Source organism: Azoarcus sp. TTM-91 (genome assembly GCF_012911025.1).
In the GTDB taxonomy this organism is placed as follows: Bacteria; Pseudomonadota; Gammaproteobacteria; order Burkholderiales; family Rhodocyclaceae; genus Azoarcus.
This window is the reverse complement of sequence record NZ_WUEI01000071.1, coordinates 1-24,156: the sequence shown is the minus strand read 5'-3', so window position 1 is coordinate 24,156 and position 24,156 is coordinate 1. Positions and strand designations below refer to the sequence as shown.

Genomic DNA, 24,156 nt, shown 5'->3' with positions numbered 1-24,156 from the left:
GCGGGAGGGCGGGGCGAGGCCGGCGGCTTCAGCCGCCAGCGTGTTGCTTGCGCATGTCATGGTTCTTTCCTTCGCTTGAGATCGGAGACGGCTCAGCTGGCATCGGCATACACGGCATCGCGCAGCTCGGTGACGAAGCGGCCGGACATGCCCTCGTACAGCGTGTTGGTGAAGGCCACCACGCTGAGCCCGCGGGCGCGGTCCACGAACCAGGAGTGGCCGTAGGCGCCGCCCCAGCGCCAGGTGCCGACGGATTCCGGCGAGGCGGCGAGCGCCGGCTCGCGCAGCACCGAGAAGCCCAGGCCGAAGCCGGTGCCGGGGGCGTCCGGCAGCGACAGGCCGCCGGTCTGGTCGCGGCCCATCTCGTCCACCAGCTCGGCCGGCAGCAGCCCGCCGCCGCCCTGGCGCAGCGTTTCCAGCAGGCGCAGGAAGTCGGTGGCGCTGCCGGCCATGCCAGCGCCGGCCGAGGGAAAGGCCTGCGGGTCGAAGATGCGCGCCGGGCTGTAGCGGATGCCGACCGTGCCCGGCAGCACCGGCACCAGCTCGCCTTCGCCCAGGCGGTGGGGGCGCGGCTGATCGCTGACATAGGCGGTGGCGACGCGGCCGGCGGCGCTGGTGCTGAAACCGGTGTCCGCCATGCCCAGCGGCGCGGTCACCAACTGGCGCACCGCCTGCGCCAGCGGCATGCCGCACAGCGCTTCGATCACGCCACCGAGCACATCGATGGCGAGCGAATAGCCCCAGCCGCTGCCGGGCGGATAGCCCAGGGGCACGCTGGCGATGCGGCGCAGGTTCTCCTGCAGGCTGATGGGGCTGTCGTCCATGCCGTCGGAAACGCCGGCGCGGGCGTAGGCGCCATTCTCGTCCGCCTCGAAGAAGCGGTAGCCCAGGCCGGCGGTGTGGCTAAGCAGCTGGCGCGGGGTGATGCGGGCGGCGGCGCCGTCGGCCAGGCGGGGCCGGAAATCCGGCAGCCAGCGGCGGATGTCCTCGTCCAGCGCCAGCCGGCCCTGCGCCACCAGCACCATCGCGGCGGTGGCGACGATGGGCTTGCTGACCGAGGCCAGGCGGAAGAGCGTGTCCAGCCGCATCGGCGAGGCGCTTTCGCGGTCGGCGAAACCGGCGGCCTGGCGGTGGACCGGTTCGCCGTCGCGGGCGACCAGCACCACCGCGCCGACCAGCCGCTGCTCCTCCAGCGCCTGCCGCACTGCCTGCTGCACGGTGGGCAGGAGCGGCGCTGTGGCGGAGGAGGGCGAGCCCTCAAGGGATGCAGCGTGGGGCGCGGGAAGCGGCGCGGCCGGAGCAGCAAAAGGGGCGGAAGCCATCGGGAATTCCTCGTGTTCATGGAAGGCCCGGAGACGATAGAAAACCCTGGATTGAAGAAAAAGTGGGGTAGAGTTCCGAGTTCTGCGGACATGGGTGTCCGTAATCGAGCGTGTAGCGTGCCTATGGACAGCCTCAGTGGCTTCACCGTGTTCATCCAGGTGGCGGAAACCCGCAGCTTCGTCGCCGCCGGCCGGGCGCTGGGCGTGTCGGCCTCGGCGGTGGGCAAGCGCGTGGCCCGGCTGGAAGAGCGGCTGGGGGTGCGCCTGTTCCACCGCAGCACCCGCAGCATCACGCTGACGGCGGAGGGCGCGCTGTTCCTGGAGCGCAGCCGGCGCATCCTGGCGGAGATAGAAGCGGCGGAGCTGGAGCTGTCCGAGGCTTCGGCGGTGCCGCGCGGACGGCTGCGGGTCAGCCTGCCGCTGGTGAGTTCGCTGGTGCTGCCGGTGCTGGGCGAGTTCATGCGCTGCCATCCGGACATCGAGCTGGACCTGGATTTCTCCGACCGCCTGGTGGACGTCATCGAAGAGGGTTTCGACGCGGTGGTGCGCACCGGCGAGCCGGCCGACTCCCGTCTTTCCGCCCGAAAGCTGGGGCAGTTCCAGCTGCTGCTGGTGGCCTCGCCCGGCTACCTGGCGCAGCGCGGCACGCCGCGGGTGCCGGCGGATCTGCTGGCGCACAGCTGCCTGCATTACCGCTATCCCAACTCCGGCAAGCTGGAAAGCTGGCCGCTGCGGCGGGCGCCGGACGAGCCCGAGCTGGCGCTGCCGACCTCGATGATCTGCAACAACATCGAGACGCGGGTGTGTTTCGCGCTGCAAGACCTGGGCATCGCCTGCCTGCCGGATTTCTCGGTGCGCGCCCTGCTGGCGGAAGGCCGGCTGCAGCGGGTGCTGGAGGACCATGTGGCGCGCAGCAACACCTTCCATGTGCTGTGGCCAGCGAGCAAGCATGCCTCGCCCAAGGTTCGAGCGCTGGTGGATTTCCTCTGCGAGCGGGTGTTTCCGGCGATGGCATCCGACAGCGCCGGCGCCTGCCGGGTGGCCTGAGCGCGCGGGGAAAAAGGAGAGGCGGCGCTTGCTGTCGCAGGCGTAGCGGAAGGGCTCAGGCAGCGGCTGCGGCCAGCATGGTGTTCAGCCCGAGGCCGCTGTCCGCCCCCGGGCCCGGCGTTGGCGAGCGGCCGGCGAGCCCGCACAGGCGCCGCTGCGCGAGACCATCCCGCCGCTGCGCGGCAAGCGCGGCCGGGTGCTGCGCAAACCCCGGCTCCTGCGGCCAGGCCGCTGCCATGCGGAAGCGGCGATCTCGCCAGCGCGGGGGCGTTTACGCGCTGCGCATCGCCTCGTCCTGCAGCGCCGCCGACTTGCGGACGGAGGCGAGGAAGGTCGTCAAGATGGGCGAGTGGTCGTCGGCGCGGTAGATGCAGCTGAGGTCCACGCGAGCGTCGGCCGGGGCGTCCTCGAAGGGGAGGTAGACCACGCCGGGGTACTGCAGCGTGGTTGCCGATTCCGGAACCATGCAGACGCCGAAGCCGCTGGCGACCAGCGCCACGCCGGTGACCGCGTCGCCCACCTCCTGCGCGACTTCGGGGGTGAAGCCGCGCGCTTCGCACAGCGCCAGCACCTTGTCGACGAAGTTGGGGCGCGCGCCTGAGGGGAACAGGATCACCGGCCGCCGGGCGAGCGCGTCGAAGGGCAACGCGGGCTGCGCGGCCAGCGGATCGTTGAGATTCACCGCGAGCAGCAGCGCCTCGGTGGCGATCACTTCGCTGCGGATGTCCGGCAGCGGCGCGAGCATGCGGTTGAAGCCCACGGTAATGCGGTTCTGGCGCAGGGCCGCGATCTGCTCGGCCTTGGTCATGGTGTGCAGCACCACGTTCACATCCGGGTATTCGTTGCGGAAATTCAGGATCAGCTTGGGGATGCGGTCGAGGATGGCCGAGCCGAAGATGGCCACGTCCAGCCGCCCTAGCCTGCCTTGCCCGGCGCGCTGGGTGCGTTCGGTGGCCTGCTCGATGAGGGCGCGGATGTTGCGCGCTTCCGCGAGGAACAGCGTGCCCGCCTGGGTCAGCTCCATGCCGCGCGGGGTGCGCACGAAGAGCTGGGTGTCGAGTTCTTCTTCCAGTTGCTGGATCTGGCGGGTCAGCGGCGGCTGCGACATGTGCAGCCGGGTGGCGGCCCGGCCGATGTTCGCCTCCTCGGCGACGGCGATGAAGTAGCGGAGCTGGCGGATATCCATGGGCGGCGTCCCGGTCGAGGGTGTTCATCATACCGCGAAGGTATTAGGTGAGCCTTGAATGGGTATTGGACGGTAATGAGGCGCGCCGGTAATTTTTCCTCATGACGGCAGGGGGCTCGCAGGAAAGGCGAGGCCCGGGCCGGCAATAACAGCTGATGGCGATGCGGGTCGGGGGTGGGGCGGTTTGCTCCCTCCCTGGCCTCCAGTCGCCCCACAGCGATAACAACGACAGGAGGAAGACATGGCGTTTGATTCAAGGCGGGCCGTCCGTCCGCGCGTGGTCCCATACAGCTGCCTGGTGCAGGCCCTGGCCGTCGCCTTTGGCGGGCTGCTGCCGGCGGCCGTGGGCGCAGCCACCATCGACACCGGCAACCCGGACGTGGTGCTGCGCTGGGACAACACGGTGAAGTACAGCGCCGCGTGGCGCTTGCGCGGGGCCGATGGCGATGTTGCCGACAACTCCGCCGGCACCCAGGCCAACACCAACGACGGCGATCTCAACTTCGGCCGCGGGCTGATCTCCAACCGGCTCGACCTGCTGACCGAACTCGACTTCCGCTACAAGCGCGACTACGGCTTTCGCCTGAGCGGCGCCGGCTGGTACGACAGCGTCTATCAGCGCCGCAACGACAACCCCGGCGCCGCCGGTGGCGCGCTGGTCAATTCGCGCTCGGCCGACTACGACGAGTTCACCCGCTCCACCCGCAAGCTGCACGGCCAGTACGCCGAGGTGCTGGATGCCTTCGCCTACGCCAACTTCAGCCCGGGCGACATGAATGTGAACGTCAAGGCTGGGCGCTTCACCCAGCTCTACGGCGAGAGCCTGTTCTTCGGCTCCAACGGCATCGCCGCGGCGCAGACCTCGCTCGACCTGATCAAGGCGCTGTCGGTGCCCAACTCGCAGTTCAAGGAGATCCTGCGGCCGATCGGGCAGATCTCCGGCCAGGTGCAGATCAACCCCAAGGTCACCGTCGGCGCCTACTACCAGTTCGAGTGGCGCAAGACGCGCCTGCCGGCGGCGGGCAGCTATTTCAGCTTTGCCGACTTCGTCGATAACGGCGGTGAATCGCTGATCCTCGGGCCGGGCGCCGTCGCCTACCGCGGCAAGGACATCGAGGCGCGGGATTCCGGGCAGGGCGGGGTGCAACTGCGGCTGAAGCTCGACGACACCGAGTTCGGCTTCTACGCCGCGCGCTACCACGACAAGATGCCCCAGTTCTACGTGCGCCCCGGCGTGAACGCGCAGGCCGGCAGCATCGGCGACTACGTGCAGGTCTTCGGCGAGAACATCCGCATGGTGGGGGCGAGCTTCAGCACCCTGCTGGGCGACACCAACGTGGCGGGCGAGCTCTCCTTCCGCGACAACATGCCGCTGGTGGCGAGCGGCAACACGGTGATCATGCCGGGCAACGCCACCGCCAACGGCGGCGGCAACGCGGCCTACCCGGTCGGCAAGACCCTGCACCTCAACCTGTCCGCGCTCGCCGTGCTGGCGGCCAGCCCGCTGTGGGATGGCGCCTCCTTCATCGGCGAATTCGCCTTCAACCGCCGCCTGTCGATCAGCAAGAACGCCGATCAGCTCGATCCGCGCGCCACCCGCGACGCCAGCGCGCTGCAGTTCATCTTCCAGCCGGAGTACTTCCAGGTCACGCCGGGGCTGGACCTGCAGGTGCCGATCGGCATGAGCTACGGCATCTCCGGGCGCAGCTCGGTCAACGGCGCGCTGTTCCCCTCGGAGCACGGCGGCAACATCTCGATCGGGGTGAAGGGCGACTACCAGAAGACCTGGCAGGCCAGCGTGAACTACACCCACTACATCGGCGCCGCCGGGTCGGTGATCCGCTACAACACCGCGGTGCCCGAGCTTTCCTACCAGAACTTCCACGGCGACCGCGACTTCATCTCGCTCTCCGTGCAGCGCACGTTCTGAACACGACAACAACGACTGGAGACAAGATCATGTTGCGCATGAAGATGCTTTGCGCCGCCCTTGGCGGACTGCTCGCAATCGCACCGCAGGCCCGCGCCGCGGTGACCGAGGCCGAGGCCGCCGCCCTCAAGACCACGCTGACGCCGCTGGGCGGCGAACGCGCCGGCAACAAGGACGGCAGCATTCCCGCCTGGACCGGCGGTCAGACCAAGCCGGTGGCCGGCAACAAGCTCGGCGACATCCCGACGCAGTTCCTCGCCAGCGACAAGCCGCTGCTGCAGATCAGCGCGAAGAACGCCGCCCAGTACGCCGACAAGCTCAGCGAGGGCACCCGGTTGCTGCTCGCCAAATACCCGGACAGCTTCCGCGTCGACGTCTACCCTACCCAGCGCACCGCCGCCGCGCCGCAGCACGTCTATGACAACGCTTTCAAGAACGCCACCCGCTGTTCGCTGAAGGACGAAAAGCGCTCGCTCGAAGGCTGCTTCGGCGGCACACCGTTCCCGATTCCCAAGGATGGCGCCGAGGTCATCTGGAACTACCTGATGCGGGTCGAGGCGGAATCCATCGAATACCGCTTCAAGAACATCGTCGGCAACGCCGACGGCAGCCATACGCTGGCGACGCGCAACGACATCGCCTTCCAGTACCCGTTCTATTACAAGGACGGCGCGCCGGAACGCTGGTCGGGCGAATACGCGATGTTCCGCTTCAACACGCTGGAGCCGCCGTTCAAGGCCGGCGAATCGCTCGTCATCCGCGACACCATCGACCCCGCCAATCCGCGCCAGGCCTGGCAGTACCTGGTCGGCCAGCGCCGCGTGCGGCGCGCGCCCACGGTGGCCTACGACACGCCCGACTTCGTCGCCTCCGGCGCCAACTACTTCGACGAGGTGCAGGGCTTCTTCGGCGCGATGGACCGCTACGACTGGAAGATCGTCGGCAAGAAAGAGATGTACGTGCCGTACAACACCAACGGCCTGATCGGCGCCAAGCTGGACGAGGCCATCGCCAAGCATCACCTCAACCCCGACCATGTGCGCTGGGAGTTGCACCGGGTGTGGGAGGTGGAAGCCACGGTCGCTTCCGGCAAGCGCCACGCCGTGCCCAAGCGCCGCTTCTACTTCGACGAGGACAGCTGGCTGCTGGTGCTGATGGATGGCTACGACGCCGAGGGCAAGCTGTGGCGCACCACCCAGGTGACGCCCTTCGTGGTGCCCAGCGTGCCGGCCACGCTGATCAAGACCGCCACCGTGTTCAACCTGCAGGCCGGCACCATGAGCGTGATCCAGGCGCTCAACGGCGAGGACTTCCGCGTGGTGCCGCGCAAGAGCGAAAACTTCTTCACCGGGGATGCGGTCGCGGCCGAGGCCGTGCGCTGATCCTGTCTGCCTTGCGGCCCCTCCGCGGCCCGTCGGCGGCCGCGGACGCCGCGCTGAGCCGGCCATCGCCGGCGCCAGGGAACACGAAATCATGAACACCAGAACCTTTACCCGGCTGCGGGTCGGGGCGGCCTTGCTCGCCCTCGGCCTGGGCCTGCCGCCGCTGCATGCGGCCACTCCGGAAGCGCCGCCCGCCGCGCGCTTCGATCTGCTCGAACAGCCGGCGGCCACCACGCCGCGCGCCACCGTGGCCTTGCTGCTGACCATCACCCGCGCCGGCGACCGCCTGGTGGCGGTGGGCGAGCGCGGCACGGTGCTGCTGTCCGACGACAACGGCGCGCGCTGGCGCCAGGCCGACGCGGTGCCGGTGAGCGTGGCGCTGACCAGTGCGCACTTCGCCGATGCGCAGCACGGCTGGGCGGTGGGGCACGGCGGCGTGGTGCTGCACAGCGCCGACGGCGGCGAGACCTGGGTACGCCAGCTCGACGGCCGCCAGGCGGCGCAGCGCGTGCTGGAAGCCGCGCAGGCCGCCGCCACCGGCGATGCCGCCAGCGCGCGCCGGCTGGCCGATGCGCAGCGCCTGGTCGAGGACGGCCCCGACAAGCCGCTGCTCGACGTGCATTTCGTCGATGCGCGGCGCGGCTTCGTCGTCGGCGCCTATGGCCTGGCGCTGGCGACCGAGGACGGCGGCCGCAGCTGGCATTCCATCATGGAGCGCATCGGCGACCCGCGCGGCCGCCATCTCTACGCCATCGCCCGCCAAGGCGAGCGCCTGCTGGTGGTGGGCGAGCAGGGCGCGATGTTCGCGTCGGAAGACGGCGGCGCCAGCTTCGCGCCGCTGGCCTCACCCTACAACGGCACCTTCTTCGGCGCGTTGCTCGCCGGCGACGGCGCGGTGGTGTTCGGCCTGCGGGGCAACGTGTTCCACCAGGCCGCGCCCGGTGCGGCGTGGACCAGGGTGAACACCGGCCGTGGCGAATCGGTGGTTGCCGGCGCGCGGCTCGTCGACGGCGCGCTGGTGCTGGTGGACGAGGCCGGCCGCCTGCTGCGCAGCAGCGATGGCGGCGCCCGCTTCGACGAACTGCCGGCCAGCCCCGGACCGCGCTTCACCGCGCTCGCCGAGGGCGCCGACAAGACCCTGGTGATGGCCAGCGTGCGCGGCCCGCTGCGCCTCGCCCCGATTGATTCCAGTACGGAAGGCAAGTGATGAACCCCAGTCATACCGGCGCGGCCGATGCCGTGGTGATGCGCCTCGAAGACTTCGACCGCGACTCCGGTTCGCGCATCGAGCGCCTGCTGTTCAACCATCGCCTGGTAGTCGTCGCGCTGTGCGCGCTGGCGACGCTGCTGCTGGCGTGGCAGATCGGCGGCCTGCGGCTCAACGCCGCGTTCGAGAAGATGATTCCGACGCAGCACGCCTACATCGCCAACTTCCTCGACAACCGCGCGCAACTGGCCGGCGTCGGCAACACGCTACGGATTGCGGTGGAAAGCACCGACGGCAGCATCTTCACGCCGGAATACCTCGACACCCTGCGCAAGATCACCGACGAACTCTTCCTGTTCCCGGAGGTGGACCGGCCCTTCATGAAGTCGCTGTGGACGCCGGCGGTGCGCTGGACCGGCGTCACCGAAGACGGGCTGGACGGCGGGCCGGTGATCCCGGACGACTACGACGGCTCGGCCGAAAGCGTCGAGCAGGTGCGGCTCAATGTCGAGCGCTCCGGTGAGATCGGCCAGCTGGTGGCGGGCAACTTCGCCTCCAGCATCATCCTGGTGCCGCTACAGGAAGCGCGAGCCGGCGGCACGGGCCGCATCGACTACGGCGACCTCGGCCAGCGCCTGGAAGAGCTGCGCCAGCGCTACGACGGCCAGCATGTGCGCATCCACATCACCGGCTTCGCCAAGGTGGTGGGCGACCTGATCGACGGCCTGCGGCAGGTGGCGCTGTTCTTCCTGCTCGCCATCGGCATCTGCACCGCGGTGCTGTACTGGTACACCCGCTGCGTGCGCAGCACCGTGCTGGTGGTGGCGTGCTCGGTGGTGGCGGTGGTGTGGCTGCTCGGGCTGCTGCCGACGCTGGGTTACGAGCTCGATCCCTACTCGGTGCTGGTGCCCTTCCTGGTGTTCGCCATCGGCATGAGCCACGGCGCGCAGAAGATGAACGGCATCATGCAGGACATCGGCCGCGGCACCCACAAGCTGGTCGCCGCCCGCTTCACCTTCCGCCGCCTGATCCTCGCCGGCGTCACCGCACTGCTGGCCGATGCGGTCGGCTTCGCGGTGCTGATGGTGATCCGCATCCAGGTGATCCAGGACCTCGCGGTCACCGCCAGCATCGGCGTGGCGGTGCTGATCTTCACCAACCTGGTGCTGCTGCCCATCCTGCTGTCCTACACCGGGGTCAGCCCGGAAGCGGCGCGCCGCAGCCTGAAGGCCGAGTTGCTGGAGGCGGCCGACAGCGCGCATCGCAAGCATCCGTTCTGGGCCTTCCTCGACCTCTTCACCCAGCGCAAGTGGGCCAGCATCGCGGTGGCCGTGGCGGCGGTGATGGGCGTCGCCGGGCTGGTGCTCAGCTTCCAGCTCAAGATCGGCGACACCGACCCCGGCGCGCCGGAGCTGCGCGCGGATTCCCGCTACAACCGCGACAACAGCTACATCGTCGCCAACTACGCCGCCGGCAGCGATGTGTACATCGTCATGGTGAAGACCCCGCAATACGGCTGTGCCGCCTACGACACGCTGATGGGCGTGGACGCGCTGGAACTGGCGCTGCAGCAGCTGCCGGGCGTGGAATCGACCAAGTCGCTCGCCGGGCTGGCCAAGGTGTCGGCCGCCGGCATGAACGAAGGCAGCCTGAAGTGGTACGAGGTGCCGCGCTCGCAGGGCGTGCTCAACGCCATCATCACCCGCGCGCCGCGCGAGATGTTCAACCAGAACTGCGACCTGCTCACGGTCTACGCCTACCTCAAGGACCACAAGGCGGACACGCTGGCGAGCGTGGTCGACGCGGTCGAGACCTTCGCCGCGCAGTACGGCAACGGCGAAGTGCGCTATCTGAATGCCGCCGGCAACGCCGGCATCGAGGCGGCGACCAACATCGTGGTACGCCAGGCCAACCGCGAGATGCTGCTGCTGGTGTATGCGGCGGTCACGGTGCTCGCCTTCATCACCTTCCGCTCGTGGCGGGCGGTGCTGTGCGCGGTGCTGCCGCTGGCGCTGACCTCGGTGCTGTGCGAAGCGCTGATGGTGTGGCTCAACATCGGCGTGAAGGTGGCCACGCTGCCGGTGATCGCGCTCGGCGTCGGCATCGGCGTGGATTACGCGCTGTACGTGATGACGGTGACGCTGGCGCGCATGCGCGACGGCATGAGCCTGTCCGAGGCCTACTACAAGGCGCTCACCTTCACCGGCAAGGTGGTGGTGCTGACGGGCATCACGCTGGGCATCGCGGTGGCCACCTGGGCGTTCTCGCCGATCAAGTTCCAGGCCGACATGGGCATCCTGCTCGCCTTCATGTTCATCTGGAACATGCTGGGCGCGCTCATCCTGCTGCCCGCTCTCGGCCATTTCCTGCTGCGCCCCAAGGCAGCCTGACCCAAGCGAGGATCAGCCGTGTACCGACACTTCTTCGTTCCGCTGGACGGTTCCGCCATCTCCGCCGCGCTGCTGCGGCAGGCGCTGGATTTCGCTGCCGCCATCGGCGCCCGCGTCACCTTCTTCCATGCGGTGGCCGACTTCGGCGCCACCGATGCCGGCGCGCTGGAGCGCAGCCTGGATCCGGCCGCCTTCGCCCAGCGTCTTGCCGACGAGGCGCGCGCGGTGCTCGAACCGGTGGAGCAGGCCGGCGCCGCCGCCGGCGTCGTGTGGGAGGCGCTGTGGGCGGTGTCCGACCATCCGCACCAGGCCATCCTGCAGCTGGCGGAAAAGTGCGGCGCCGACCTGATCTTCATTGCCTCGCATGGCCGCAGCGGGCTGCAGCGGCTGATGCTCGGCTCGGTAACGGCACGGCTGCTGGCGGAAGCCCGGCTGCCGGTTCTGGTTGCCCGCGTGGCGCAGGACTAGCACCGTGGCCGGCGGAACGGGCGCGCGCGCGGCGCTATCACGTTCGCGGTAGAGTGCGAGGCAGACGGCAGAACACGGTCAGGCCCCCGGCAGAGGGGCGCGACCCGGAGGAGTGATGGGGACTGAAAAACAGGGGCTGGTCGAGCAGTTCAATCTGCGCTCGCGACTACGCTTCGATATCGACGGCGGCAACATCTGGCTGGACGAAAGCCGGATGCTGCTGCTGCACGCCCAGGCGATGGGCGCCTTGCGCACCGAGCTGTTCCGCACGCTCGGTGTCGGGCGTGCGCGCGGCCTGCTGGTGCGCATGGGCTTCGCCTCCGGCCAGCAGGATGCCGATCTCGCGCGCAAGCTGTTCCGCGACAGCGAGCGCGAGGACGTGTTCCGCCTCGGCCCGGAGCTGCACGCCTTCGAAGGCCTGGTGCGCACCCGCATCCTCAACGCCCAGCTGGACTGGGAAAAGGGCAGCTTCGTCGGCGACGTCAAATGGGAGAACTCCTGGGAGGCGGAAGCCCATGTGCGTGACTTCGGCGTCGGCGACGCGCCGGTGTGCTGGAGCCTGATCGGCTATGCCTCCGGCTATGTCACCCGCTTCTTCAACCGCTTCATCGTGTTCCGCGAGACGCATTGCGTCGGCAAGGGCGACGAGCACTGCGTGCTGGTCGGCAAGCCGGCGGAAGACTGGGGCAATGCCGACGGCTATCTCGACCACTTCCGTTCCGAGAACATCGAGGGCGAGCTGGCTGAGTTGCGCGAGGAGGTCGCCCGCCTGCGCCAGTCGATCTGCGGCAGTGCCGGCCGCGACGACCTGATCGGCAATTCGCCCGCCTTCGAGGCGGCCTTCGACCTGGTCCGCAAGGCGGCGGGCAGCACCATCAACGTGCTGCTGCTCGGCGAAACCGGCGTCGGCAAGGAGGTGTTCGCGCGCTGGCTGCACGCCCACAGCGAGCGCGCCGACAAGCCCTTCGTCGCCATCAACTGCGCGGCGATTCCCCACGACCTGATCGAGTCCGAACTCTTCGGCGTGCAGAAGGGCGCCTACACCGGCGCGCAGCAGTCGCGCGCCGGCCGTTTCGAGCGCGCCGACGGCGGCACCTTGTTCCTGGACGAAGTCGGCGACCTGTCGCCGGCGGCACAGGTGAAGTTGCTGCGGGTGCTGCAGTCCGGCGAGGTCGAACGCCTGGGCGACGATCAGACGCGCAAGGTGAATGTGCGCCTGGTGGCAGCCACCAACGTCAATCTGGCGGAGGCGATCCGCGCGGGCAGCTTCCGCGCCGATCTCTACTACCGCCTCGCCACCTACCCGGTGGCGATTCCGCCGCTGCGCGAGCGGCGCAGCGACATCCCGCTGCTGGCGCAGGCGCTGCTCGGCAAGTACGAAGCGGTCTATCACAAGAAGCTGCAGGGCATCACCGACCGGGCGCTGCGCGCGCTGACGAACCATTCATGGCCGGGCAATGTGCGCGAGCTGGAGAACCTGATCGAGCGCGGCGTGCTGCTGGCCCCCGCCGGCGGCCGCATCGAGGAGAAACACCTCTTCGCCGGCGCCGGGCCCATCGTTCCCGAAGGGGTGGAGCTCAACACCGGCGGCCAGCTGTGCGATGCCAAGGAGAGCTCGCACAACACGCTGTGCGAGGCGCTGCTCGAGGGCGGTTTCAGCCTGGAGGCGCACGAGGCGCGGCTGATCGAACTCGCGGTGCAGCAGGCCAAGGGCAATCTCACCCATGCGGCGCGCGCGTTGGGCATCACCCGGCGGCAGCTTGCCTACCGGCTGAAGCAGAAGAGCGCTTCGGCCTAGCGGCCAGTTGTCGTGCCATGCCGTTGAAGGGGCCTGCCGCAGGGCCCCCGCGAGGTCAATCCAGCAAGGCCTCGCCGGCCTGGCTGGGCACGGCCGCCAGCTTGCCGCGCGCCTTGTGCAGCTTGCGGTAGCTGTCGATCAGGCGCTGGTGGCGGTCCAGCCCTTCCAGCTTCATGCTGGTCGGCGTCAGGCCGTAGAAGCGCACGCTGCCGGCGACCGAGCCCAGCACCGCATCCATCCGCGGGTTGCCGAACATGCGGCGGAAATTGGCCACGTAGTCGTCCAGTTCCAGCTCGTCGTCCAGCACCACCTCCAGCACCACGTCCAGGGCCTGGTAGAACAGGCCGCGCTCGACGGTGTTCTCGTTGTACTGCAGGTAGGTTTCGACCTGCTCCTTCGCCGCCTCGAACTGCCGCAAGGCGAGGTTGATCAGCAGCTTCAGCTCCAGGATGGTCAGTTGGCCCCAGACGGTGTTCTCGTCGAACTCGATGCCGATCAGGGTGATGATGTCGGTGTAATCGTCGAGTTCGCTCTCTTCCAGGCGCTCGAGCAAGGCTTCCAGCGCGGCATCGTCGAGGCGGTGCAGATTCAGGATGTCGGCACGGAACTGCAGCGCCTTGTTGGTGTTGTCCCAGATCAGATCCTCGACCGGATAGATCTCCGAATACCCCGGCACCAGGATGCGGCAGGCGGTTGCGCCGAGCTGGTCATACACCGCCATGTACACTTCCTTGCCCATGCCTTCGAGGATGCCGAGCAGGGTCGCGGCCTCGTCGGCATTGGCGTTTTCGCCGTGGCCGGAAAAGTCCCATTCGACGAAGGCGTAATCCGCCTTCGCGCTGAAGAAGCGCCACGACACCACGCCGCTGGAGTCGATGAAGTGCTCGACGAAGTTGTTCGGCTCGGTGACGGCATTGCGCTCGAAGGTGGGCCGCGGCAGATCGTTGAGGCCCTCGAAGCTGCGCCCCTGCAGCAGCTCGGTCAGGCTGCGCTCCAGCGCCACTTCCAGGCTGGGATGCGCGCCGAAGGAGGCAAACACCCCACCGGTGCGCGGGTTCATCAGGGTGACGCACATCACCGGAAATTTCCCGCCCAGCGAGGCATCCTTCACCAGCACCGGAAAGCCCTGTTTCTCCAGCTCCTCGATGCCGGCGACGATGCCGGGATACTTCGCCAGCACCGCGGGCGGCACATCCGGCAGCGCGATCTCGCCTTCCAGGATCTCGCGCTTGACCGCCCGTTCGAAAATCTCCGACAGGCATTGCACCTGCGCCTCCGCCAGCGTGTTGCCGGCGCTCATGCCGTTGCTGAGGTAGAGGTTGTCGATCAGGTTGGAGGGGAAATACACCACCTTGCCGTCGGACTGGCGCACGAAGGGCAGGGCGCAGATGCCGCGCTTCACGTTGCCGGAATTGGTGTCGTACAGGTGCGAGCCGCGCAGCTCGCCTTCCGGGTCGTAAATCGGCAGGCAGTATTCATCGAGAATGCCGGCCGGCAGCGCATCCTTGCGGCCCGGCTTGAACCAGCGCTCATCCGGGTAATGCACGAAGTCCGCGTTGGCGAATTCCTCGCCCCAGAACTGGTCGTTGTAGAAATGGTTGCAGCTGAGGCGCTCGATGTATTCGCCCAGGGCGGAAGCCAGCGCGCTTTCCTTGGTCGCGCCCTTGCCATTGGTGAAGCACATCGGCGAATGCGCATCGCGGATATGCAGCGACCACACATTGGGAACCAGGTTGCGCCACGAGGCGATCTCGATCTTGATGCCGAGGCCGGACAATACCGATGACATATTGGCAATGGTCTGCTCCAGCGGCAGGTCCTTGCCGGCGATGTAGGTGCTCGCGCCTGAATCCGGATTCAGCGTCAGCAGGGCCTGGGCGTCGGCGTCCAGGTTCTCCACTTCCTCGATCACGAACTCGGGCCCGGTCTGCACCACCTTCTTCACCGTGCAGCGGTCGATGGAACGCAGGATGCCCTGGCGGTCCGCCGCGGAAATATCCGCCGGCAGTTCGACCTGGATCTTGAAGATCTGCCGGTAGCGGTTTTCCGGATCGACGATGTTGTTCTGCGACAGCCGGATGTTGTCCGTCGGGATGTTGCGGGTCTCGCAGTACAACTTCACGAAGTAAGCCGCGCACAGGGCCGACGAGGCCAGAAAGTAATCGAACGGACCCGGCGCCGAGCCATCGCCCTTGTAGCGGATCGGCTGGTCGGCAATCACCGTGAAGTCGTCGAACTTGGCCTCGAGGCGAAGCTTGTCGAGAAAATTGACCTTGATTTCCATGGGGTAATTCCAGAAGAGGCTTGAAACGGAGCGGCGGCCATTATCGGTTTTTTCCACAGGGAAAACTGTTTCCTGCCAGGCAGCCGGGCCTTGGGAGCGGCCCCGCGTTCCCCGCTGCTGCGGTGCACCTCGACGTTTTTGTCGAGCAAACCGGTCACTTGACGGATTTGTAAGGCAGCTTCGGGCCGCCGTCGCTGGTCGTTTTTTGTCTGCTCAACAAAAACAATGCCTTAGGCGCAATGGCACGGCCGCTGCATTAATCCTCCTTACCAGCCCATCAGTCGAGTTGATTCGCGCCTCGACATGACAAAAAGGGCAGGGCAGACAAAGGAGGCCTTACATGGGTGTGAGTGTGCATATCGAGGACACCGGCGAGCGCTACGACTGCGTGCCGGGCGAATCGCTGCTGAAGGCGATGCTGCGGCTGGGGCGGCGCGGCATTCCGTCCGGCTGCCACGGCGGCGGTTGTGGTGTCTGCAAGGTGGAGATCGTCAGCGGCGCGGTGACACGGGGGGCGATGAGCCGCGCCCATGTCAGCCCCGAGGACGAGGCGCGCGGCTGCCTGCTGGCGTGCAAGGCCTACCCCGTTTCCGACGTTTCGCTGCGCGTGCTCGGCGCGATGCAGAAGAACGTCTGCCGCAAGGCCGCCAAGGCCTGAGCGGTTTTCCATTCCAAGATCCACGAGGAGTTTCAGATGGCAATGACAGGCGTATTGCGTCCGGGCCACGCCCAGTTGCGGGTGTTGAACCTGGAGGAGGGCGTGCACCACTACCGCGACGTGCTCGGCATGGTGGAAACCGGGCGCGACCCGCAGGGCCGCGTCTACCTCAAGTGCTGGGACGAGCGCGACCACCACAGTCTGGTGCTGCGCGAGGCCGAGCAGGCGGGGATCGACTTCTTCGGCTTCAAGGTGCTGGACAAGGCCACGCTGGAACGGCTCGACGCCGACCTGCGCGCCTACGGCCTCGCCACCGAGCGCATCCCCGCCGGCGAGATGCTGGCCAGCGGCGAGCGGGTGCGCTTCCGGCTGCCGTCCGGGCACGACATCGAGCTGTACGCCGAGAAGGAATCGGTGGGCAACGGCCTGCAGGTGCTCAACCCGGCACCGTGGACCAAGGCGTCGGAGAACGGCATCGCCCCGGTGCGGCTCGACCACTGCCTGCTCTACGGCCCGAACGTGGCCGAGGTGCAGAAGATCTTCTGCGAGGTGCTCGGCTTCTACCTGGTGGAGCGGGTGCTGACGCCGGACGGCGACGGCAACGTGGCGATCTGGCTGTCGTGCTCGCACAAGGTGCACGACATCGCCTTCGTCGAGCACCCGGAGCCGGGCAAGCTGCACCACCTGTCCTTCCTGCTGGAGAGCTGGGAAGAGGTGCTGCGCGCGGCCGACATCATGGCGATGAACAACGTCACCGTGGATATCGGTCCCACCCGCCACGGTGTCACCCGCGGCTGCACGATCTACGCCTGGGACCCGTCGGGCAACCGCTTCGAGACCTTCATGGGCGGCTACCAGCCCTACCCGGACTACGAGCCCACCACCTGGACCTTCGACGGCCTGGGCGCCGGCGGCGGGCTGGACTACCCGCAGCGCAAGCTGCACGAGAGTTTCCTGAGCATGGTGACCTGATGGCCCCATTCGACACCACCCGCCGCTACGTCCGCGTCACCGGCGAGCGCGATAACGGTTTCGTCGAGTTCGACTTCGCCGTCGGCGAACCGGAGATCTTCGTCGAGATGATCCTGCCGCCGGCCGCCTTCGCCGAGTTCTGCCACGCCAACCACGTCGAGCGCCTGGAGGCCGCGGCGGGCGAGGGTGGTGCCGACGACTGGAACTGGCGCCTCGCCGACGCCACCCGCACCCGCTTCAAGCCGCAATAACCCACAACAGGGCGCCGCCATAGAGCGCCCGCCGAGGAGACATCCATGCAGATCGACCTGCGCACGGTCAGCATCCAGCCGTTGCGGAACACCTTCGACCACCTCGCGCGCCGCTTCGGCGACAAGCCGGCGTCGCGCTACCAGGAGGCGAGCTACGACATCCAGGCCGCGGAGAACCTGCACTACCGCCCCACCTGGGCGCCGGAGCAGCAGCTCTACGACGCTTCCATCACCAAGATCGTGATGCAGGACTGGTATGCGCTGAAGGACCCGCGCCAGTACTACTACAACACCTACACCCTGGCCCGCGCCCGCCAGCAGGACACCGCCGAAGCCAATTTCGAGTTCGTCGACAGCCGCGGCCTCGCCGACATGCTGCCGGAAGCGCTGCGCAACACCGCGCTGGCGGTGCTGGTGCCGCTGCGCCACGCCGCCTGGGGGGCGAACCAGCACAACAGCTTCATCTGCGGCTACGGCTACGGCGCAGCCTTCACCCAGCCGTGCATGTATCAGGCGATGGACAACCTCGGCATCGCCCAGTACCTGTCGCGCCTCGGCCTGCTGCTGGGCGGCACCGAGGCGCTGGAAGCCGGCAAGCGCGCCTGGATGGACGGCGCCGCCTGGCAGCCGTTGCGCCGTTATGTCGAGGACTGCCTGGTGGTGCGCGATCCCTTCGAACTCTTCATCGCCCAGAACCTGGCGCTGGACGGCCTGCTGTATCCGCTGATCTACGAACGCATCGTCGATGACGAACTCTCGGTGCGCGGCGGCTCGGCGGTGGCGATGCTCACCCGGTTCATGACCGACTGGTTCGCCGAGACGCGCAAGTGGGTGGATGCGGTGGTGAAGGTCGCTGCCGCCGAATCCGCCCATAACCAGGCGCAGATCAACGAATGGGTGCAGGCATGGAGCAGCCGCGCGGCGGCGGCGCTGCTGCCGGTGGTGGAGCTTGCGCTCGGCGCCCAGGCCGACGAGGCCGTCTGCGAACAGCTCGCGGGCCTGAAGCAGCGGCTCGACAAGATCGGCATCACCCTCTGAGGCACGCCATGTCCACCGTATTCATCGCCCTGCAAGCCAACGAAGAAACCCGCCCCATCATCGACGCCATCGAACTCGACAACCCCAAGGCGGTGGTCCATCGCCAGCCGGCGATGGTCAAGATCGACGCCCCCGACGAACTGGTGATCCGCAAGCAGACCATCGAAGAGCAGCTCGGCCGCGCCTTCGACCTGCAGGAACTGCAGATCAACCTGATCACCCTCTCGGGCAACGTCGATGAAGACGACGAAACCCTGACCCTGCGCTGGAACAGCTGACCCCCGGAGACCCGCCATGGATATGAAAGTCGACAAGAAAAAGCTCAACCTCAAGGACAAGTACAAGCTGCTGACCCGCGACCTCGGCTGGGAGCCGAGCTACCACAGCAAGGACGAGATCTACCCGTATGTGAAGTACGAGGGCCTGAAGGTCCACGACTGGGACAAGTGGGAAGACCCCTTCCGCCTCACCATGGACGCCTACTGGAAATACCAGGCCGAGAAGGAGCGCAAGTTCTACGCGATCATCGACGCCCACACCCAGAACAACGGCCACCTCAACATCACCGATGCGCGCTACCTCACCGCGCTGAAGATCTTCCTGCAGGCGATCAGCCCGGGCGAATACGCCGCGCACAAGGGCTTTGCCCGCGCGGGGCGCGAATTCGCCGGCGTCGGCACCCAGGTCGCTTGCCAGATGCAGGCCATCGACGAACTGCGCCACGCCCAGACGCAGATCCACGCGATGTCCAACTACAACCGCTACTACAACGGCTTCCACGCCTTCGCCGACGCCCGCGACCGCATCTGGTACACCTCGGTGGCGCGCTCCTTCTTCGACGATTCGATGTCGGCCGGCCCGTTCGAATTCATGATCGCCATCGGCTTCAGCTTCGAATACGTGCTCACCAACCTGCTGTTCGTGCCCTTCATGTCCGGCGCCGCCTACAACGGCGACATGGCCACGGTGACCTTCGGCTTCTCGGCGCAGTCGGACGAAGCGCGCCACATGACGCTCGGCCTGGAGTGCATCAAGTTCATGCTGGAGCAGGACCCGGACAACCTGCCCATCGTGCAGGAATGGATCGACAAGTGGTTCTGGCGCGGCTTCCGCGTGCTCGGGCTGGTGAGCACGATGATGGATTACATGCTGCCCAAGCGCGTGATGTCCTGGCGCGAAGCCTGGGAAATCTACGGCGTCGAGAACGGCGGCGCACTGTTCCGCGACCTGGCGCGCTACGGCATCCGCCCGCCCAAGGGCTGGGACGACGCCGAAAAGGCCATCGACCACATGTCGCACCAGCTGATGCTGGGCCTCTACCAGTGGAGCTTCGGCACCGCCTTCCACAGCTGGATTCCGTCCGACGAGGACATGGACTGGCTGTCGGCAAAGTACCCGGCCACCTTCGACAAGCACTACCGTCCGCGCTGGAACCACATCAAGAAGCTCGCCGCCGCCGGCACGCCCTACAAGAACTTCGGCCTCGCCAAGCTGTGCCAGTGCTGCCAGCTGCCCATCGTGTTCACCGAGCCCGACGACCCGACCATGCTCTGCAACCGCGAAACCACCTACAAGGGCGAGAAGTACCACTTCTGCTCCGACGGCTGCCAGGACGTGTTCGAGCGCGAGCCGGAGAAATACATCCAGGCCTGGCTGCCGATGCCGGCGCTGTTCCAGGAACAGCAGGGCGACATCGGCGCCTGGATGGCCTGGGTGAGCCTGGGCGACGGCGTTGATAACGGCGACTACGCCGGCTCCGCCGACCAGCGCAACTTCCAGCAATGGCGCGGGCTGGCGACCTCCAACCAGTAAGCCGCCCGTCCCAAGAATCGCAGCTTCCATCCCCGGGGCCGGCGCCCCGGGTGGGAGCACTCACGCCCGGAGAATCGAAATGCCCGTCACCGCCATCAAGGAATACGTCGCCGTGCCGCGCGACCAGGTCGCCAACTTCCACGGCAAACAACTCGTGTATGTGAGCTGGGACCGCCACCTGCTGTTCGCCGCCCCCTTCCTGATCTGCCTGCCGCCGGAAACCCCGTTCCGCGACCTCGTCGAAGGCCCGCTGAAGGCGCTGGTCTCGCCCGACCCGGATGCCGCCGCCATCGACTGGCAGCGCGTCGAATGGCTGAAATCCAACCAGCCCTGGACGCCGGACTTCGACGCCAGCCTCGCCGCCAATGGCATCGGCCACAAGGACCAGCTGCGCATGCGCACCGCCGGCCCCAACAGCCTGGCCCCGGCCGCCTGAGCACCGCGGCGGGCCCCGCGCGCCCGCCGGCAGCACCCCACGGAGGAACCATGAGTTACGAACTGACGATAGAACCCCTCGGCCAGACCATAGCAATCGAAGAGGGGCAAACGATTCTGGACGCCGCGCTGCGCGCCGGCATCTACCTGCCCCACGCCTGCTGCCACGGCCTCTGTGCCACCTGCAAGGTGCAGGTGAGCGACGGCGACGTCGATCACGGCGCCGCCTCCAGCTTTGCGCTGATGGACTTCGAGCGCGACGAACAGAAATGCCTCGCCTGCTGCGCCACCGCCGAAAGCGACCTGGTGATCGAAGCCGAAATCGAAGACGACCCCGACGCCCTCAACCTGCCGGTGCGTGACTTCGACGGCACGGTGAGCCGCATCGAAAGCCTCACGCCCACCATCAAGGGCGTGTGGATCAAGCTGGATGCGCCCGAAGGCATGCGCTTCCAGGCCGGCCAGTACATCAACCTGCACCTGCCCGAGGGCATCGGCACCCGCGCCTTCTCCATCGCCAGCGCACCCTCGGCCGCCAGCGAAATCGAGCTCAACATCCGCATCGTCGCGGGCGGGCAGGGCACCGGCTATGTGCACGAAAAGCTGAAGGCCGGCGACCCCATCCGCATCACCGGCCCCTACGGACGCTTCTTCGTGAAGAAATCGGCCAAGCTGCCGGTGGTCTTCATGGCCGGCGGCTCCGGGCTATCCAGCCCGCGCTCGATGATTCTCGATCTGCTGGAAGAAGGCTTCGACCTGCCGATCACCCTGGTGTACGGCCAGCGCAGCCGCGCCGAGCTGTACTACCACGACGAATTCCTGGCGCTCGCCGAGCGCCACCCCAACTTCCGCTACGTGCCGGCGCTGTCGCACGAGCCGGAAGAATCGGACTGGAACGGCTTCCGCGGCTTCGTGCATGAGGCCGCCAAGGCCGCGTTCGACAACGATTTCCGCGGGCACAAGGCCTACCTGTGCGGGCCGCCGTTGATGATCGACGCGTGCATCACGACGCTGATGCAGGGGCGGCTGTTCGAGCGGGATATTTATATGGAGAAGTTCATTTCTGCTGCGGATGCGCAGCAGGTTAGGAGTCCGTTGTTCAAGGCGATTTGAGGGGATATTGGAGTTAACCGGCACAACGGTACGGCGCAGCAAGACGTATGCTCCCGCGCACCGCTTGCGGCGCCTTTCTGGTGTGTTTCAGCGTCGAACGATCTCCGAAACCTCGTCTTTCAGTGCATCTACTTCTCCCTGCTGAGATACGCAGCCAAACTCAAAACCACCAAGCTGAGAGTGGCAAACACCTGGCCAAAGACCAAGGCGACAACTGGTGGAGGCTGCGGCGGCGTATAGGCATACCCCACATTGGTCAGCGTACCCACATTGAGTGAAAGAATCAGGGCTTCATGCGCACTCGAGACTGTAGGCAACATGATGTAGGCAGCAGCAGAATAAATAAATATCTCAAGATAGCTTAGGAGAGCCAGCCGTATGCGTTGCCCTTTCCTCAGCTTCGTAGAGCTGGGACGGTTTTGAAGCACGTCTCGTCCAAACGCGTAGGCGATTTCTATGCTTCGGGATACAAAGCGGATGAGAGCCAACGTTCCGACGGCTTTAAACAGAAGCGAATCCGGACATAGCTCTTTGAACACCATACATGCGGCGGTTAAGAACAAGCTGAAGAGTAGGTTTATACGATTATTTCGGATGACGTAACGCTTCAAGAGCCTCGCTCGCATGCGCTCTGGTGCACCAGCTGCGAGGCGTAGCTTCATGCGAAGTGCCCACCAATAGTCCGGGCTAAGGAAAATCATTACTTCGTGCCCGGTGTGCCAACATTCGCGCGGAAAAGGTCCGAGAGCAATGGCCCAAGGGTACAGATGGTGCTTCAACGCGAAGACAATGGTTGTGTAGGCCCAGAACATTACGAATGTCAACGCAGGATCCACGGCAATGTCTAACAGGGTCATGCAGAACTCGTTGAAGTCGTGAATATGACGATTTTCGGGGGTAGCCTGACCCTTCCCTCAGTAACGAAAAAACGGATTGTAAGCCGTTCCAAGAGGTGGGGTTGTTCGTCGCCCATGCAGAAATCACTTTTGTATCGATCTGCTAACGTAGAAATAACCGGCGGGGAAAGCGCAGCTTTTTCCCGTCCAGCGACCGAAGGGAGCGGGGTTGATTGCTGTGTTAGGCATTTGTCCTCACAACGCCGAGTTCTTCAAGTGCTTCGAATATGTTCTTGAAAGCCACGACAAGCCTTTGGTCCAAGTGCTCTCGTTGATGCGCAAACAAGAGCACCTGCGTTGTTGTGTTGAAGCATGCCCACGCATTTGAGAACCTATAGGCGGAAAACTTCCAGTCAACTGCCACGTCAAGATCGGGACGGGAAAGCGCGTTCTTGAGTTCTAGAGTCGGGTGCACGGCCATGTCGCGGAACTTAATGATGTCAGTGATGGCCTTCTTGAACTCCTTAACGTGCTTGTTCTCCGGCTTCAGTACGCGCCTGATTACTTCAAAAATCTGAGCGCCGCGCCCCGTTCTATTTGCCTTCCACCTATTGATGTCCGATTCGGAAAGTTTAGCGTACGGACGTAGCATGTCATAGAGCGAATCAAGAGCAATGCCGCAGGCAACAACGACTTCCATTGAAGGGGCTAATTCGGCAATGAGCATGGCCTTTTGGTGATCGGCGTCGTCGTCCCAATTCGAAGCAATATCCTCTGACGCGCGCTTGGCGTCGTTCAGTCTATCTCTGGCAATTCTCAACCAAAGCGGAATGACGTTGTAGGCTGTTGAAAGGACGAGCTTGGACGCCGACTGCCCAGACTCGTCTATCGAGATCACGAAGTCGCCGGGTAGTATCCCGATGCTCATGCCCTTGAAGATCAGAACGCCCATATTTCAACGATCGCCATAAACGATGCTGGCCTAACGTAGAGCTAACCGGCGCTGCGCGGCTTTATCGCGCAGCGTCCAGCGACTAAAAGGAGCGAGGTTGAGCGCACTGTTATACCTCCTCCACCAAGTACATAGACTCCATGATCAATACAACTAAATTTCTGAAAATATTTGAGAAACGATCACCAATGTAAAACATTTTTCCATTGATCAGTTCGAGCTCATTGATCGAATCTATCAAGAAACAGGCTGAAATCGGGCATTCAAAATTTTTAATTGTATTAATGATGTTATTTTTCTTTTGTGTTAATTGATCTAGCCATTTTTGGGTTACATAGCCACCGCTATGAATAAACAAGTGGCGGAAGTGCGTGAAAAAATCCCAAAAACACTCAATATCTTCAATTTTTCCAAGAGGGGATCTGGCGGACAAATGCTCTTCAAACAATTCTTTTTTTTCTGAAAGCTTTAACGCTATGTTACTTATAATATCCTTTTCTCTTAAAAATTTCCCATCTTTTAGTATGCCTGATTTCATGAGCTCTGCCTTTACAACGCCCTCGAATACAGCATAAATCAGCAAAAACTCTTTGGTGTTTATAAAACTAGACAGAATAAACTTGGCGCTCTTCTTGTCGATTGCCATGGAGAGGAAAAATTTATCCAACGATAGGCCTCTGATTTCGTTTGTTTGAGGCGCGTTGCTTTCGATCATCATTGCTGTTAGCAGCATATTCTTTTTTTTGTGATCGTCAATTTGACCGTGATACTCTTCAAATAGCCTGAAGATTTGCTCTTCGGTTGAGTTGGAGACTAGTTCAAAAATAATAAGGTTGCTGCTAACTACCAATGAATATTGCAAAAGAAACGATTCATAAAACGGAACTGTCTTTTCGGCAGGAAGAAGCATTGAGACTGTAGCGCTATGCATGTCACTCTCTATGTGTATAACGAATAGCGTTTATCCGCCGCAGCGGCGACGTGGGAGGAAGGCAAGGCGGCATGGCGGCGGATAAACCTCGTTGGACTGAACCGCCGCGACGGCGGATGCAATGGGGATTGTAAGCGGCGAAGC

At 65.2% G+C, this 24,156-nt stretch carries 21 protein-coding genes; 15 read left to right on the top strand and 6 right to left on the bottom strand.

The features are described 5' to 3' along the window. Positions 1-92: 92 nt before the first annotated feature. Positions 93-1,322: a serine hydrolase domain-containing protein gene (locus tag GRF61_RS16960; RefSeq protein WP_169151813.1), complete on the bottom strand. Its 1,230-nt coding sequence runs from the start codon at positions 1,320-1,322 to the stop codon at positions 93-95. Between the two features lie 123 nt (positions 1,323-1,445). Here GRF61_RS16960 and GRF61_RS16955 point away from each other — a divergent pair, with 123 nt between their 5' ends. Further along, positions 1,446-2,369 carry a LysR family transcriptional regulator gene (locus tag GRF61_RS16955; RefSeq protein ID WP_169151812.1) on the top strand — a complete coding sequence of 308 codons (924 nt, stop codon included), beginning with the start codon at positions 1,446-1,448 and terminating at the stop codon, positions 2,367-2,369. 271 nt (positions 2,370-2,640) lie between these two features. On the opposite strand, the gene GRF61_RS16950 is transcribed toward GRF61_RS16955, so the two are convergent. Further along, the gene (locus GRF61_RS16950) at positions 2,641-3,555 is read right to left on the bottom strand and encodes a LysR substrate-binding domain-containing protein (protein ID WP_169151811.1); all 915 of its coding nucleotides are present in this window, start codon (positions 3,553-3,555) and stop codon (positions 2,641-2,643) included. A gap of 241 nt (positions 3,556-3,796) precedes the next feature. Here GRF61_RS16950 and GRF61_RS16945 point away from each other — a divergent pair, with 241 nt between their 5' ends. From GRF61_RS16945 to GRF61_RS16920, 6 genes are all read left to right on the top strand, one after another. Then, positions 3,797-5,485, top strand: coding sequence for a DUF1302 domain-containing protein (locus GRF61_RS16945; protein ID WP_169151810.1), 1,689 nt, complete (start codon positions 3,797-3,799; stop codon positions 5,483-5,485). A gap of 29 nt (positions 5,486-5,514) precedes the next feature. After that, positions 5,515-6,867 (top strand): DUF1329 domain-containing protein, encoded by a 1,353-nt coding sequence (locus tag GRF61_RS16940; RefSeq protein WP_169151809.1) that lies wholly within the window; start codon positions 5,515-5,517, stop codon positions 6,865-6,867. 91 nt (positions 6,868-6,958) lie between these two features. Next, complete coding sequence (locus GRF61_RS16935; RefSeq protein ID WP_169151808.1) at positions 6,959-8,074, top strand: YCF48-related protein; 1,116 nt, start codon at positions 6,959-6,961, stop codon at positions 8,072-8,074. Next, complete coding sequence (locus GRF61_RS16930; RefSeq protein WP_169151807.1) at positions 8,074-10,464, top strand: MMPL family transporter; 2,391 nt, start codon at positions 8,074-8,076, stop codon at positions 10,462-10,464. The genes GRF61_RS16935 and GRF61_RS16930 overlap by 1 nt, the downstream gene beginning before the upstream one ends. 18 nt (positions 10,465-10,482) lie before the next feature. Then, the gene (locus GRF61_RS16925; RefSeq protein ID WP_169151806.1) at positions 10,483-10,932 is read left to right on the top strand and encodes a universal stress protein; all 450 of its coding nucleotides are present in this window, start codon (positions 10,483-10,485) and stop codon (positions 10,930-10,932) included. A 115-nt stretch (positions 10,933-11,047) separates the two neighbouring features. Next, a complete protein-coding gene (locus GRF61_RS16920) occupies positions 11,048-12,730 on the top strand; it encodes a sigma-54-dependent Fis family transcriptional regulator (protein ID WP_169151805.1) in 1,683 nt (560 codons plus the stop codon). Positions 12,731-12,785: 55 nt separating this feature from the next. Here GRF61_RS16920 and GRF61_RS16915 read toward each other — a convergent pair whose 3' ends face one another. Continuing rightward, entirely contained in the window at positions 12,786-15,014 is a 2,229-nt protein-coding gene (locus tag GRF61_RS16915; protein ID WP_169151804.1) for an OsmC domain/YcaO domain-containing protein, read from the bottom strand. A 340-nt stretch (positions 15,015-15,354) separates the two neighbouring features. On the opposite strand from GRF61_RS16915, the gene GRF61_RS16910 reads away from it, so the two are divergent. The 8 genes from GRF61_RS16910 to GRF61_RS16875 all read left to right on the top strand — a co-directional run bounded on the left by GRF61_RS16910 (position 15,355) and on the right by GRF61_RS16875 (position 21,293). Further along, positions 15,355-15,672 carry a 2Fe-2S iron-sulfur cluster-binding protein gene (locus tag GRF61_RS16910; protein WP_169151803.1) on the top strand — a complete coding sequence of 106 codons (318 nt, stop codon included), beginning with the start codon at positions 15,355-15,357 and terminating at the stop codon, positions 15,670-15,672. A 36-nt stretch (positions 15,673-15,708) separates the two neighbouring features. Continuing rightward, positions 15,709-16,644: a catechol 2,3-dioxygenase gene (locus tag GRF61_RS16905; RefSeq protein WP_169151802.1), complete on the top strand. Its 936-nt coding sequence runs from the start codon at positions 15,709-15,711 to the stop codon at positions 16,642-16,644. Then, positions 16,644-16,895, top strand: coding sequence for a phenol hydroxylase subunit (locus tag GRF61_RS16900; RefSeq protein WP_133591199.1), 252 nt, complete (start codon positions 16,644-16,646; stop codon positions 16,893-16,895). The genes GRF61_RS16905 and GRF61_RS16900 overlap by 1 nt, the downstream gene beginning before the upstream one ends. A 45-nt stretch (positions 16,896-16,940) precedes the next feature. After that, positions 16,941-17,933 (top strand): phenol hydroxylase, encoded by a 993-nt coding sequence (locus GRF61_RS16895; RefSeq protein WP_169151801.1) that lies wholly within the window; start codon positions 16,941-16,943, stop codon positions 17,931-17,933. Positions 17,934-17,941: 8 nt separating this feature from the next. Beyond that, positions 17,942-18,211 (top strand): MmoB/DmpM family protein, encoded by a 270-nt coding sequence (locus GRF61_RS16890; RefSeq protein ID WP_011765580.1) that lies wholly within the window; start codon positions 17,942-17,944, stop codon positions 18,209-18,211. A gap of 16 nt (positions 18,212-18,227) precedes the next feature. Further along, complete coding sequence (locus GRF61_RS16885) at positions 18,228-19,745, top strand: YHS domain-containing protein (protein WP_169151800.1); 1,518 nt, start codon at positions 18,228-18,230, stop codon at positions 19,743-19,745. Between the two features lie 79 nt (positions 19,746-19,824). Further along, entirely contained in the window at positions 19,825-20,181 is a 357-nt protein-coding gene (locus GRF61_RS16880) for a phenol hydroxylase subunit P4 (protein WP_169151799.1), read from the top strand. Positions 20,182-20,231: 50 nt separating this feature from the next. Next, a complete protein-coding gene (locus tag GRF61_RS16875; protein ID WP_169151798.1) occupies positions 20,232-21,293 on the top strand; it encodes a phenol 2-monooxygenase domain-containing protein in 1,062 nt (353 codons plus the stop codon). Positions 21,294-21,421: 128 nt separating this feature from the next. On the opposite strand, the gene GRF61_RS16870 is transcribed toward GRF61_RS16875, so the two are convergent. The 3 genes from GRF61_RS16870 to GRF61_RS16860 all read right to left on the bottom strand — a co-directional run bounded on the left by GRF61_RS16870 (position 21,422) and on the right by GRF61_RS16860 (position 24,012). Next, on the bottom strand, positions 21,422-22,150 hold the full coding sequence (locus GRF61_RS16870) for a hypothetical protein (RefSeq protein ID WP_169151797.1): 729 nt from the start codon (positions 22,148-22,150) through the stop codon (positions 21,422-21,424). A gap of 220 nt (positions 22,151-22,370) precedes the next feature. Continuing rightward, positions 22,371-23,081 carry a hypothetical protein gene (locus tag GRF61_RS16865; protein ID WP_169151796.1) on the bottom strand — a complete coding sequence of 237 codons (711 nt, stop codon included), beginning with the start codon at positions 23,079-23,081 and terminating at the stop codon, positions 22,371-22,373. A gap of 109 nt (positions 23,082-23,190) precedes the next feature. Beyond that, positions 23,191-24,012 carry a hypothetical protein gene (locus GRF61_RS16860; RefSeq protein ID WP_169151795.1) on the bottom strand — a complete coding sequence of 274 codons (822 nt, stop codon included), beginning with the start codon at positions 24,010-24,012 and terminating at the stop codon, positions 23,191-23,193. Positions 24,013-24,156: the final 144 nt, after the last annotated feature.